The 14,221-nt window shown below is 43.1% G+C and carries 11 protein-coding genes; 8 read left to right on the top strand and 3 right to left on the bottom strand.

Annotated elements, in window-relative coordinates:
* Together I3254_RS01560 and I3254_RS01555 are read left to right on the top strand one after the other, a co-directional pair.
* On the top strand, positions 1-2,176 hold a 2,176-nt coding region (locus I3254_RS01560), incomplete at its 5' end, for a factor H binding family protein (protein ID WP_238050661.1).
* A 95-nt stretch (positions 2,177-2,271) separates the two neighbouring features.
* Positions 2,272-3,672 carry a surface lipoprotein assembly modifier gene (locus tag I3254_RS01555; RefSeq protein WP_238050659.1) on the top strand — a complete coding sequence of 467 codons (1,401 nt, stop codon included), beginning with the start codon at positions 2,272-2,274 and terminating at the stop codon, positions 3,670-3,672.
* Positions 3,673-3,773: 101 nt separating this feature from the next.
* Here the strand turns inward: I3254_RS01555 and I3254_RS01550 are convergent, their stop codons facing one another.
* Complete coding sequence (locus I3254_RS01550) at positions 3,774-4,592, bottom strand: DUF72 domain-containing protein (RefSeq protein WP_238050658.1); 819 nt, start codon at positions 4,590-4,592, stop codon at positions 3,774-3,776.
* A gap of 71 nt (positions 4,593-4,663) precedes the next feature.
* Positions 4,664-5,749, bottom strand: a complete 1,086-nt coding sequence (locus I3254_RS01545; protein ID WP_238050656.1) for a polyprenyl synthetase family protein — start codon at positions 5,747-5,749, stop codon at positions 4,664-4,666.
* 866 nt (positions 5,750-6,615) lie between these two features.
* On the opposite strand from I3254_RS01545, the gene fadB reads away from it, so the two are divergent.
* From fadB to I3254_RS01525, 4 genes are all read left to right on the top strand, one after another.
* Positions 6,616-8,775 carry a fatty acid oxidation complex subunit alpha FadB gene (fadB, locus tag I3254_RS01540; protein WP_238050654.1) on the top strand — a complete coding sequence of 720 codons (2,160 nt, stop codon included), beginning with the start codon at positions 6,616-6,618 and terminating at the stop codon, positions 8,773-8,775.
* 230 nt (positions 8,776-9,005) lie between these two features.
* Complete coding sequence (gene fadA / locus I3254_RS01535; RefSeq protein ID WP_057761795.1) at positions 9,006-10,178, top strand: acetyl-CoA C-acyltransferase FadA; 1,173 nt, start codon at positions 9,006-9,008, stop codon at positions 10,176-10,178.
* Positions 10,179-10,463: 285 nt separating this feature from the next.
* Entirely contained in the window at positions 10,464-11,039 is a 576-nt protein-coding gene (locus I3254_RS01530) for an isochorismatase family protein (protein WP_102093943.1), read from the top strand.
* Positions 11,040-11,277: 238 nt separating this feature from the next.
* The gene (locus tag I3254_RS01525) at positions 11,278-11,907 is read left to right on the top strand and encodes an HD domain-containing protein (RefSeq protein ID WP_238050652.1); all 630 of its coding nucleotides are present in this window, start codon (positions 11,278-11,280) and stop codon (positions 11,905-11,907) included.
* Between the two features lie 96 nt (positions 11,908-12,003).
* Here the strand turns inward: I3254_RS01525 and asd are convergent, their stop codons facing one another.
* Positions 12,004-12,837: an archaetidylserine decarboxylase gene (gene asd, locus I3254_RS01520; RefSeq protein WP_238050650.1), complete on the bottom strand. Its 834-nt coding sequence runs from the start codon at positions 12,835-12,837 to the stop codon at positions 12,004-12,006.
* Positions 12,838-12,950: 113 nt separating this feature from the next.
* On the opposite strand from asd, the gene dtd reads away from it, so the two are divergent.
* Positions 12,951-13,403 (top strand): D-aminoacyl-tRNA deacylase, encoded by a 453-nt coding sequence (gene dtd, locus I3254_RS01515; protein WP_238050648.1) that lies wholly within the window; start codon positions 12,951-12,953, stop codon positions 13,401-13,403.
* 112 nt (positions 13,404-13,515) lie between these two features.
* Complete coding sequence (gene phoB / locus I3254_RS01510) at positions 13,516-14,220, top strand: phosphate regulon transcriptional regulator PhoB (RefSeq protein ID WP_057761786.1); 705 nt, start codon at positions 13,516-13,518, stop codon at positions 14,218-14,220.
* The last annotated feature ends 1 nt before the right edge of the window (position 14,221 follow it).

Here is a 14,221-nt window from a genome sequence, read left to right as displayed (position 1 = left end):
TGCAAAAGCCGCTGCTGAGAAAGCCGCTGCTGAGAAAGCCGCTGCTGAGAAAGCCGCTGCTGCAAAAGCCGCTGCTGAGAAAGCCGCTGCTGAAAAAGCTGCCGCTGAGAAAGCCGCTGCTGAAAAAGCTGCCGCTGAGAAAGCCGCTGCTGAAAAAGCCGCTGCTGAGAAAGCCGCTGCTGAAAAAGCTGCCGCTGAAAAAGCTGCTGCTGAGAAAGCTGCTGCTGAGAAAGCTGCTGCTGAGAAAGCTGCTGCTGAAAAAGCTGCTGCTGAAAAAGAACGCTTACAAAAGATCGAAGCCAATCGTCTAGCATTAAATAAAAAAGCTAAAGATGCAGGATTGAGTGCCGAACAAGCAGCAGCTTATGCTGAAGCAAACAAAGAAGCTCAAGCTAAAGCAGCACAGGAAGCACTAAACAGTATCGTGGCAGAAAATACACGTATTGCGACTAAAAAATCAGAGCTTGTAGTAAAAGCTCAAGTTGCTGGTTTGAACACCGAACGTGCTAAGCAATTTTCAGATAATAATGTCAACACTGCCGAGACAAGTATCGCTAAAGCATTGAACGCTGAAGTATCTAAAGCAGTTTTAGCAGATAAAGGTGGCGTCTATGCAAAGGGCTTGACTACTGATAATCAAGTTACTTCACAAAGTTCAAGCAGTCAGTATATACAAACTCCTTCTGGCTCTAGATATACCACTCAGACTACAACCGAATCGTCACTCAAAAAAACTTACGATCAACCTTATTCTGTTGTTATAGGTAGCGGCACAATGACTACTACCACTGATAACTACAACGGTACGCAAACCTCTAGTAATTTTGGTTTAGAAAAAGTAGCAGGCTTAGCTACCCTAGAACAAAATGTCCCAAGTGTTGGTAAGGCTATGTATACAGGGCAAGCTTTTTCTTCAATTGATAATAATGCTGACTTTAGCTACCTCGTTGATTTCGATAAACGTAACGGATCAGGTGAAATTACAGGTTGGGAAGGTGAGTTTGGTGATATCAAGCTAAAAGAGGCTAGTCTAAAGAAAGTTAATGTCGGTGGTAAGGCTGCAGTTGGTGTATCAGGTGTTTGGTCTGGAATTACGGATGAAAATGCAGCTGAACTTTCAGAAAGTAAAGGTAATTACACTTTAGGATTGTTTGGTCCAAAAGCTGAAGAAGTGGCTGGTACCGCCACAGTAAATTCCGTTACAGCAGAAAGTTTTACTGATGTTAAGGCAGGAAGTAATTATGTAGTAGGCTTCGGTGGTCAGAAAGATGCGAAAGCCCTATTAAAACGTCAAGCTATTGAAGCAGGTTTAACCGAAAAACGTGCACAAGCATATGCTGAGACTAACGTTAATAAAGCAACTGCAGATGAAGCATTAAAAGCTGCCGTGAAAACCCAAGCAGACGATCTCGCCAAAATTGTAGCAACGGGAACAGCCATTGGGTTAACTGATACTCACGCTCAACTTGTCGCTACGGCGCAACTAGATGCTCCAAAATCTGAGTTAAAAGAAGCGCTGCAAAATGCCGCTCTAACACAAGCTACAGAAGTTAAAATAGCAGCATTTGGCAATGATCTTGCTCAATACTATGGTGGGACTAGAAAAATCAATGAAGATAGTCTAAATGATAAAGACCAATATAGTCTGCGGGAAGGATGGAACTATATTTATCAACAGCCCTACTCGATGGTGGTTGGCACTTGGCTTACTACAGATATTAAAGATGATGTAAACCAGCTTACAAATGGATCTACCTATAATGTAGATGTGGCAGGTTTTTCTACGCAAGCAGCATCTCTTCCTAGCGTAGGCAAAGCAACTTATACAGGTTTAGGCGTCTATACAAATGACAGATTCGATCTTACTTATAACGTTGATTTTGCAAAACGGACTGGGTCAGGCTCTTTGCTAAAAGCACCAGAGTATGGTGGTAAAATTTCACTAGATGAAGGCAAAATTGCTAAAATCAATTTAAAGGGTAACAATGTCATAGGCATTAGTAGCTCAGCAAAAGCTCTAAATGGCACATTAGGTAAATATAACCTTGGTTTTTATGGCACAGAAGCCCAAGAAATTGCCGGTTCTTTAGAAATGAATCAAGGTAGTTACTGGAAAAATGTTAATGGTAAGACTGAAATCGGATTAGGTGCAACTCGTGATGAAATTTCTAAATAATAGAAAACTTATCCTTAAATAACTCTATAAATTAAACCGTTTGAAGTATTTATTCTATATTTCAAACGGTTTTTTCGTCATATTGGTAAAAGTTAATGAAAAAAAAGCTCTACATAGCCTGCTGTATCGCATTATCTGCCCCAGCCATCGCTCAAGAAATACCCCCTACTCAAACCGTATTTTTTGAAAAAACGCCACAAATACAACCAGAATTATTACTCAACCAGCCTAGCCTTAATACGCCAAGTGTTGCCCCACTAGCAGAAGGTAGTGGTCTAGAAGAAAGCATCAGTTTCGCCATTGTCAGTAAAGACTGGCAAATGCTAGAAGAACTATTGGCTCAATATCGTACGACTGCGAATTTTGATCCAATTTTATATGATTATGGACTAGGAGCACTATATCGACATCAGGGTCGCCAAAAAGAAGCTATTGCGTTATATCAGCAACTCTTAGAACGTCAACCAAATCTACATTATCCAAGATTTGATTTGGCAATGATGTTGTATGAAGACAAGCGTTATGCCGAAGCAAAAGTGCAACTTGAAATAGCTGAGCCCTATCTTGCACCAGCGTTACAAGCTTTGATTAGCCAGCTTTTAGGCACTATCAAAAAGTCTCAAGAGTGGCAGCCTACGCTAAACTTTAGCTATGAATCCACTGATAACGTCAATCAGGCGTCTGATTTAAAAGAATTGGTAATTGGTGAAGCTACGTTTATTCGTAGTGATGATTCATTACCACAAGACGCACACGGCATACGTTATAACGTCGGTGCTACCCAAGAAAAAAACCTCAAAGGCAATCATTATATTTATAAGAGTGCAGACTTAGGGGGCGTAAATTATTGGGATAATAGTGACTATAGTGAATTAACACTGCAAGCAAATTTAGGATACCGTTATAAAAACATCAAGCAATCATGGGGTGTCATAACGATGGTTGAGCAGAACTTGCTAGGTGGAAGTCGATATAATCAGAACTATGCAGCGACGTTAGAATACAACCGACAAGTATCAGATCAATGGCAAGTTTCTGGGAGTGTCTCACATTTACAAAAACGTTATGAAGACGATGACTTCGCCAATTACTACGATGGTCATGCCAACAGTACTGCGTGGATTTTACTTTACCAACCAAAGCCTAAATGGCTGGTTTATGGCGGTGCTGATTTTATGCGTGATGACTTAGCGGATCAGGCTGAATCATCAGATCGTCAAGGCATTCGCGGCGGAATGGTATTTTCTGGAGATAAAATTAGTTTGAGAAGTAGTTTCCGTTACGCTCAGCGAGATTTTAAAGCAGATAATTTCTTCTATGGTGAAAAACGTAAAGATGATGAATACCAATTTAGTACAACCCTAGGACATAGAAAACTTAGTTGGAAAGGGTTCACACCAAAATTAAACTATGAGTACCAGAAAATTGATAGTAATTTGTCACTTTATGAGCGTAGTAACAGCATAGCCTTTGTAAAAGTAGATAAAAGTTTTTGATTTTTTTATGCAACGTTAAACAAGAGCAGTAAATATTCACATTCTCTTTAGGTGTTTTCAGGCTCTATCAAGAATGTTACTCCTATATATTCACCGTACATTCACAAAACCTCAAACCCAAACTGACTCAACGCTTCTCGCAGCATCGCAATATTATAATAAGCATGTGCATTGACGGTATTTTGAAAGAAGATATAGAGCGTATCAAAGTGCTGACGCTGATTGGCAATCGCTTGTGCCCAGTCCAGCATCTCAGCTTCGCTATAGCGATAATCATGACGGTCTGCTGCGCTCATCGCATCCCACCAGTTTAGGTTATTACCGTGCATGCGCAGATAGCCAGTGCGTTCGGTAAATATCAATCGTGACGGCGGCAGTCCGCTGACCTTTGGGTAATCGACGCTACACCAAATTAGTCCTTGCTGACGAAAGCTATCGACCACTTGCGGGGTATGCCAGCCGTTATGACGAAACTCGATAGCGAGCGGATAGTCTTTAAACCAGCTAACGAGGTTGGCCAAATAGAGGCGATGCTCACGAGTACGATCAAAGCCATGCGGGAACTGGAGTAATAATGGCGCTAAAGCATTTGCTTCGATAAGTGGGGATAAGGCGTTTAGAAATGCCTGTGCATGATCGCTTGTTCCTTTACGCGCATGAGTAAAGTCTTGATGCAGCTTAACGGCGAATTTCAACTCGCTGTCAGCCTGTACATAAGCTTTATCGACCATCCCAGCAAAGGCTTTTTGCCCGATGGGCGCATAAAAGGTGCTGTTGATTTCGACTGCACCATATTGCTTGGCGTACTCACGTAAGAAATCAGTTTTTTTGGTGCCGGTGGAATACAGCGTACCGAGCAAATCGGTATCGCTATAGCCACCAGTGCCAAGATAAATGCGCGGGGTAGGGGAACTGTCCATGTTGACCACTCACTGCCGTTTTGGGTAATGAAATTTACTACGATATCTGCTTTCGGCTGCTATTTGACAAGCTACTTTTTACGCGACCAGAGCCATTCAATCAGTGCTAGTAGTGCATCATTGTCTGTGCCAATATTATCTTCATTGTCGCTAAGCTCACGACTATGTAGTTCATGAGAAATGGCTGCACGCCCGTCATTAAATAGCGATTGCGCATAGCTGGTCGCGTCATCGACACCCATTAGTTTTACATAGGTAGATTTGTCTAGTTTTTCATCACTACCCGCAGGCTTACCAAGCGTATCTGTCGTCATTGTGACGTCTAGTACATCATCTTGGACTTGAAACGCCAGACCGATATATTGCGCGCACTCTTGCAATGCCATGCGCTGTGGAGCCGTTGCACCAGCACAGACGCCGCCCATGAGCAGCGCCGCTTCTATCAACGCCCCTGTCTTGTCACGGTGAATGGCTTCCAAATCATCCTGCGCGATATTGGTACTGGCTTCGGCATTGAGGTCTAACATTTGACCTGACACCATGCGTCTGGCGCGTGGCGCAAATATTGCCATAAGCTGACTTGCGATATTTGCATCGAATGGCGCAAAGGTTGGCATCTCCGCGGTTAATACTTCAAATGCTAGCGTTTGCAATACATCTCCTGTCAGCAGAGCCGTTGCTTCATCAAAGGCAATATGAGCAGTCGGCTGCCCACGGCGCAGCTCGTCGTCATCCATACAGGGCAAATCATCATGTACCAACGAATAGGTATGCAGTAGCTCTACTGCTAATGCAGCACGGCGCGACATATCGTAGTCTGAGTCGTTTTCTAGCAGCGAATCCAGATCAGCATCGAGAGTATCGATATCATCAATGTCATCATTAGGCTCGTCTGTAAGTGCATTATTACTGCTATTAATACTGGCAAAAGCGCTGGCAACCATCAGGGGGCGTACCAGTTTGCCTTGACCTGTCATGACATAGCGGCAAGCATCTACTAGCGGGCTAGGGAGCTTGGCATAAGCAAACAACACCTCGATATCTTGTGCCAATTGCTCGCGTACAGCACCATGAAACTGCTCAGTGCTTTGGAAAGAGACAAGGTTAGAAGGGATAACGCCAGTAGAGGTAGTGCTAGAAGTAAGGGAAACAGTCATAATCCAACCATTTATCAGGGATACAGTAAAACTTATTAGGGATAAGATAAAAACGCTATTAGTGTAGCATGATAGGTCTTATCGCTTATGTGACACACGGTATCAATTGATTGTTTTTTGCGTTTTTCTACCGAAGTTTATTTAAAAACAGTGCAATCTTAGCTGCAATATAACGACAAGATTTCGTTACCGATGGATGATGTCACTCTCTGGTTGAATATGTTCTGATAAAAGAGCAAGCTAGGCTGGCACGTTCATCTTATTACCGTAGAAAAATGGTACTAAATACTAGCACTGACCAAGTAGCATCGATCAATTGGCACTTATTAAGTAGCGCTACCGGACTATCATTCTAAAGATGTCGTGCATTGAGCCAACAACACGAAATAAATCTAAATTAACAATTCAGTATACATTTATTCACTAAAACACTTTTAGCGTAAGGTAAATGCCTGCAAGTGATTTAAGAGTGACTTGCGAGTATGGTATTAGCTTGTGACAGTTAGGGGCATAATCCCCTACACTAATTGACGTGAAAATGGTCTGATGGTGACCCTACTGGGTTTTTTCTCAGGATGTTCAATCGTCGATACCGAGTGTTAGACCAAGTCTCAGTCAATATTTTGAACATCAGTACCTGCAACAGCAGTATATAAATGAAGCGTCATATGATGTCATGCAAGAGACGCAAAATACGTGCATCATGATGAGCGCTGGATAATAAAGACATCTTCACTTGTGAGCTGGTTATATGTTTGTCTTTATAACATGACAAGCGCACAGTGCTATTACCCATTTTACTAACAGTAACTGGCTATTTATTTTAATTCAAAACGTAGCTTTCGTTATATAGAAAGGAGTTTCAAATGGTATACCAAGGAAATCGCATCACGGTGACAATGCTAGAGGATGGCATCGCCAACATGCAGTACAACGCCGAAAATGAGAGCGTGAACAAATTTGATGCCGAAACCAACAAGCAGTTTGGTGAAGCAGTTAGTGCGTTAGAAAAAGCCGACAACGTAAAAGGTCTTATCGTTACTTCAGCCAAAGGCGTGTTTATCGCTGGTGCTGATATCACAGAATTCGTCGGTTCTTTCAAAAAATCAGAAAGCGAGATCAAAGATTGGGTCGTTCATGTTAATGACGCGTTCAATCGTTTTGAAGACCTACCATTCCCTAAAGTTGCGGCTATCAATGGCGCGGCAATGGGCGGCGGTTGTGAAATGACTTTGGTTTGTGAATACCGTGTCATGAGTGACAAAGCCATCATCGGTTTGCCAGAAACTCAGCTAGGTATCTTCCCAGGTTTCGGCGGTACAGTTCGTAGTACTCGTATTATTGGTATCGATAACGCACTTGAGCTGATCGCGACTGGTAGCCCAAAGAAAGCATTAGCAGCATTGAAGCTAGGCTTGGTTGATGCGACTGTACCTGCTGATGACTTGCAAGATGCAGCGATTGATCTAGTCAAAAAATGTATCTCAGGTGAGCTTGATTGGAAAGCAAAACGTGAAGAAAAACTGGCGCCAGTTAAGCTAAACCAGCTTGAGCAAGCGATGGCATTCAACAGTGCCAAAGGTGCTATTTTTGCTAAAGCCAATCCTAAGCAATACCCAGCACCAGCGCTAGCAATCGAAGCTATTGAAAAACACGTTAACCTACCACGTGACAAAGCAATCGAAGTAGAAGCGGCTGGTTTTGCTAAAGCGGCTAAAACCCCACAAGCAGAAAGCTTAGTTGGTTTGTTCTTAAACGATCAATTAGTTAAAAAGTTAGCAAAACAGCATAGCAAACAAGCACATGACATCAGCGAAGCCGCTGTACTAGGCGCTGGTATCATGGGTGGCGGTATCGCTTATCAAGCAGCCAGCAAAGGCTTGCCAATCATCATGAAAGATATCAAGTCTGAGCAATTAGACCTTGGTATGGGCGAAGCAAGCAAACTGCTTGGCAAAATGGTAGAACGCGGCAAGATGACCCCAGCAAAAATGGGTGAAACGTTAAGCCGTATCCGTCCTACTTTGAACTACGGTGATTTTGCTGAGACTGATATCGTTATCGAAGCGGTCGTAGAAAATCCAAACGTGAAGCGTGCGGTACTAAAAGAAGTAGAAGGTCTAGTAAAAGACGACTGTATCCTAGCATCAAACACCTCGACCATCTCTATTACGTTCCTAGCAGAAGCGCTTGAGCGTCCAGAAAACTTCGTTGGTATGCATTTCTTTAACCCAGTACATCGTATGCCACTCGTCGAAGTTATCCGCGGTGAGAAATCATCTGAAGAAGCCATCGCGACTACCGTTGCACTTGCTTCTAAAATGGGTAAAGTGCCAGTAGTAGTTAACGACTGCCCAGGTTTCTTGGTAAACCGTGTATTGTTCCCATACTTTGGCGCGTTTGACTTGCTACTGAAGCAAGGTGCTGACTTTGCTCATGTCGATAAAGTTATGGAGAAATTCGGTTGGCCAATGGGCCCTGCATACCTAATCGACGTAGTCGGTCTAGATACAGGTGTACATGGCGCAGCAGTGATGGCTGACGGTTTCCCTGATCGTATGAAGCCTGATTATAAAGGTGCGATTCAGTATCTATATGAGAACGAGCGTCTAGGTCAGAAAAACGGTGTTGGTTTCTATAAGTATGAAATGGACAAGCGCGGTAAGCCAAAGAAAGTTGCTGATGAAGCCACTTATGAGCTGCTAAAAACCACAACAGACAGTGAAAAACAAGAGTTTGATGATCAAGCGATCATCGACCGCACTATGTTAGCCTTCTGTAATGAAACAGTACGCTGCTTAGAAGATAACATCGTGAGTACGCCATCTGAAGCTGATATGGCTATGATTATGGGCGTTGGTTTCCCTCCATTCCGTGGTGGTCCTTGCCGTTATATTGATCAAATGGGTCTTGATAACTATTTGGCACTGTGTGAAAAATACGCACATCTTGGCAAAGCTTATGAAGCGCCACAAAAGATTCGCGACATGGCAGCCGCAGGCGAGACTTTTTACGCAACAGCGTAATAGTCAGTCATTACTAGGATGAAGTGCAGTACGTTTGCTATTTTGCATGAAAGCAATTGAGACATGAATCGTCTCCAATAGCGAACGTACGATTATAGTTGGTTCAGTTTAATGCTAGTACGAGTAAATCAAGCGCAAATGTACCTATTGTACTTTGAGCGGGGTTAACAAGGTAATAGTCGTAAATTGGGTTGACTACACTGACAATAAAAATTGAAAAGGAATATGGTATGACAACTTTAAGTCCAAAAGATGTGGTCATCGTAGATGGCGTACGCTCGGCAATGGGCAAAACCAAAAACGGTATGTTCCGTCATGTACGTGCTGATAGCATGTCAGCGGAACTAGTACGTGCGCTAGTAGAACGTAATGACTTTGATACCAATGATATCGAAGACATTATCTGGGGTTGTGTCAACCAGACGCTAGAGCAAGGCTTGAACATTGGTCGTAACATCGGTTTGCTAGCTGGTATCCCAAAGACTGCTGGTGGCCAAACGGTTAACCGTCTATGTGGTTCTTCTATGCAGGCGCTACATACTGCTGCTGCACAAATCATGACCAACCAAGGTGATGTATTCATCATCGGCGGTGTTGAGCACATGGGTCACGTCGGCATGATGCACGGTGTTGATTTGAACCCTGCTGCTTCTAAGCATTATGCAAAAGCATCAAACATGATGGGCTTGACTGCTGAAATGCTAGGTCGTATGAACAACATCACGCGCGAAGAGCAAGATGCGTTTGGTCTTGAGTCACATCGCCGTGCATGGGCTGCAACTACTGAAGGTCGTTTTGACAATGAAATCATCGGTATCGAAGGTCATGATGCTGCTGGTCGTCTGCAACTATGTACGGTTGATGAAGTAATTCGTCCAGATGCAACGATGGAGCAAATGCAAAAGCTACGTCCAGCGTTTGATCCAAAAGGCGGTACAGTAACAGCAGCAACCTCATCTGCATTATCTGACGGTGCGTCAGCGATGCTAGTAATGAGCGCACAAAAAGCCAAAGATCTAGGTCTAAAGCCACGTGCCCGTATCCGTAGTATGGCTGTGGCTGGTTGTGATGCTGCTATCATGGGTTATGGTCCTGTACCTGCGACCCAAAAAGCATTGAAGCGTGCTGGCATGAGTATCGATGACATGCAAACCATCGAGCTAAACGAAGCATTTGCTGCTCAAGGTCTATCAGTATTAAAAGGTCTAAATTTATCTGATAAGCAAGATATCGTTAACATCAACGGTGGTGCCATTGCTCTAGGTCATCCACTAGGATGTTCAGGTGCTCGTATCACAGTGACATTGCTAAACGCGATGGAGCAGTCAGATACTGAAATCGGTCTAGCGACAATGTGTATTGGTCTTGGCCAAGGTATCGCTACTATTATTGAGCGTGTTTAATCTTATTGATATAAACAAGATTATTTGAACACTTAATAAGTAGCTACTCGCTAACGAAAAACCTCTAGTCATAACGGCTAGAGGTTTTTTTATGGGTCAAATTAATAGTTGGTAAGCTAATAGATCACAGAGTCGAAAAACACAGTATTACGGCGATTAAAAATTATCTCCATTGACGCATTCATGAAACTATGACTAAATAAGAGAAAGATGAACCATGGCACTGTTTATGATAATTCTAAAATAGTTTTTAGTTGCAACTGTCAGCCGTACAAGGAGTGTACTATGTCTACTATGATTAATGATCGCACCTATCGAATCGCTCGTGAGAATACCCAAGCAATGATTGTTGATGTGCAAGAGCGCTTAACGCCGCATATCTATGATCACGAAAACATTGTCAAAAAAACCGTTACCTTGATTAAAGGGCTGCAAGCGCTCAATATTCCAATCATGCTCAATGAACAATATAAAAAAGGCTTGGGCGATACCTTGCCAGAGCTACGCAACATACTCGAAGGAGACAATGCCAAGAGCTTTGAAAAGGTCACGTTTAGTGCCTGTGATAACAACGATTCATGGCACCATCTAGCCCAACAGAATCGTAGTACCGTGTTGCTTTTTGGTGCTGAAGCTCATGTTTGTATTATGCAGACGGCACTGGATTTATTGGATAATGGTATGCAGCCTGTCATTATTGGTGACGCGGTGGGTTCTCGTTTTCCTTATGACAAAAAGCAAGCAATTCGTCGTATTCGCCGTGCAGGTGGGGTGATTAGTACTGTCGAATCAATCTTATTTGAGCTGTGCCGTAGCAGTGAAGATCCTGCGTTCAAAACCATTATTAATTTGATTAAGTAGGTGGTTTAAGCTTTAGTTGCTTAAGAACTTGGATAAATAGAGTTTCAATTTAACCATTTATCTTCTGATTTATAATAGATAGCGCTTGGTAAAATAAGCGCTATTTTTTTGATAACGGTAATAGTCTTTTAACCATTGTTTGATATCAAACTAACTATAATATCTTGAGCAATGAAACTTAAAATTGCCAGAACTTATAAGCATTAAACCAATAACTAGAGAAAGCCAGAGAAAATCAATGTCGCAAGCCAGCTCTATATCAGTCACTCATTCCGAATCTACTTCACATATCGATATCGATGATGTCACTCATTTCTTATTGGAGTTAGATGCGCTCAAACGCGTGAATCGCCGTAGCTATGTGACACAGACCTCTCGTAAAGAAAACTCTGCCGAACACTCTTGGCATTTAGCGATGGCCTGTTGGTCGATTGCTGAATTATTTGCGCTAGACGTCAATCATGAAAAATTGCTGAAGATGGCATTGGTTCATGATTTGGGTGAGATTGATGCGGGCGATACTTTTTTGTATGCCGATACCCGTACTGATGCACACGTCGAAGAGCGTGCAGGCATTGCCAGATTGCAACGTGAGCGAGGCAATGGCATTAGTGATTTGAGTAAGGTTTGGGAAGCGCAGGAAACAGGAAGTAGCAAAGAAAGTCAGTTACTCAGAGTGGTCGACCGCTTATTGCCGTTTTTGCTCAATCTAAATACCAACGGTAAAACGTGGATTGAGCTTGGCGTTACGCGCTCGCAAGTGGCAGGTGCGCATGCATTTATCAAAGACAGCTTTCCTCCTATTCATGATTGGCTCTCACATAATATTGAGTATGCAACTCAGCAAGGCTGGCTGATTGATGCGTAAATCTGCATAAGTAGCAGGCATAAAAAAGCCCAATTAAGCATGATAATTTACGCTTAACTGGGCTGATACTTTAAGTGCTTTTATACAAGCATGTTATTAAGCGTTTGCCATTCCTAGCAATTGACCCATTTGCACGACGCTATTGGCTTGCATACCATCTAGCCAGTCAGCCTTTGCTGCTTTTGGTAATACTACGATAGCCGTTGAGCCTAGATAGAAGCGTCCGAGCTCTTCGCCTGCTGCAAACTGCATGTCATGATCAGACTCGAATATGTCGTCAGTACGAGCAATCTTGCCTGTCGCGACGGTTTCGATACCAGCGACAATCATAGCACCAACCATCACAACAGCTGCTTTGCCATACTTGGTATCAAACATACAGACCAGACGTTCATTACGCGCAAACAAGTCTGGCACGTTAGCTGCCGTAGTATTGTTGACCGAAAACAGTGTACCAGGTACATAGCGAGTCTTGGTCAATGTGCCAGTAAACGGCATATGCACACGGTGATAATTGCTAGGTGCTAAGTAGATAGTTGCAAAACTACCATCAGCGAAATAACTGCCATCTTCACTATCAGCAAGTAGTTGGCCGACATCATAGTGACGACCTTTTGCCTGTAGTAGTTTATAGTCTTCGATTTGTCCTAGCTGAGAGATAATACCGTCCGCAGGGCTCACGATACCGTTTGCCGTGGCGTCGATAGTACGAGCATCTTCTTTTAACTCGCGGGTAAAAAAGTCATTAAAACTTTCATAAGCGTTAAGGCTTTGGCGTTCGTACTCGTCTAAGCTGATATTATAAGCTTTGGCAAAGCTACGGATAAAGGTGCGTTTGACATAAGGGTGGCGACTGGCGGCCAAACGTCCAGCGACTTTACTGAGCTTTTGCTGCGGCACAAGCTGTTGTAAGGTGGTAAATACATTCATAATAAGGCTACCAAAATAAGGTGTAATATAAGAAATAATAGTCAAGTTAATGACGGTATTTTATCATGGACAGTATATTATTGTATGGCCATAATCTGTTAAGGAATTAGTAAATGAAAGCACTCATACAACGGGTGAAGCAGGCTAGTGTGGTCGTCGATCAACAGTGTGTCGGTCGTATAGAGCAAGGCATATTGGCCTATATCGGTTTGGGACCTGATGATAGTCTGCAAAGCGCAAAGCGCATGATTGATAAAATTCTTACCTATCGTATTTTTGAAAATGACGATGATCCGGCCAAATTTGGTAAACTGGATAAAAACGTTCAGCAGGTTGCTGGTGGGCTATTATTAGTCTCACAATTTACCTTGATGGCAAAAACAGACAAAGGGCGCCGACCAGACTTTGGTGGAGCGATGGCACCTGCTGCGGCGCAAGCGCTATTTGAACAACTGGTCGATTATGCCAAAACTAAGTATCCAAATGTGGCAACTGGTCAGTTTGGTGCGGATATGCAAGTGTCGAGCGTTAATGATGGGCCGCTTAATTTTTTACTAGAAATCTGATTTTAGAGTGTCATCAAGCTGTCATAATTAATCCGTTTAATAGGTAGAGACTGGTGAGTATATATCGCCTTTTTACATGCTAGATTTTGTCCTCTAACACCGAGAATGTCCTATGTATAATGAGCAAATTTTGATTGTGGAAGATGAGCCTGCGATTCGTGAAATGGTTGTCATGACGCTAGAGATGGCTGGGTTTGATAGCTTGCAAGCGGCTGACGTGTCAGAGGCGCATCAGCAAGTGGTCGATCATAGGCCGTCACTGATACTGTTAGACTGGATGTTGCCGGGTGACAAGAGCGGTGTGGATTTTTGTCGTATGCTCAAAAACGATGAGCTGCTCTCTGAAATACCAGTCATTATGCTAACGGCAAAAAGTGAAGAAGACAGTAAGGTGCATGGTCTTGATGCAGGGGCAGATGACTACATGACCAAGCCTTTTTCGACTCGTGAGCTGATTTCTAGAATCAAAGCCGTACTACGACGCAGTAGCGCGATGAGCAGTGATAAACCTATCGAAATTGGACAGTTAAGTCTAGATACTAAGAGTCAGCGCGTGACAGCTGCAGGTAAAATCGTTGATGTTGGGCCCACAGAGTATCGCCTATTGGCATTTTTTATGAGTCACCCTGAGCGCGCCTATACACGAACGCAGCTGCTCGATCAGGTATGGGGCGGCAATGTATACATCGAAGACCGAACCATCGATGTGCATATTAAACGTCTACGTAAATTACTGCGACCTTATGACTGTGATACATTGATACAGACGGTACGTGGAACAGGCTATCGATTTTCTAGCCTGATTGAGCCAAGTTAAT

Source organism: Psychrobacter sp. Ps2, from assembly GCF_022129405.1.
Lineage (GTDB): Bacteria > Pseudomonadota > Gammaproteobacteria > Pseudomonadales > Moraxellaceae > Psychrobacter.
This window is presented reverse-complemented; position numbering and strand designations above follow the sequence as displayed.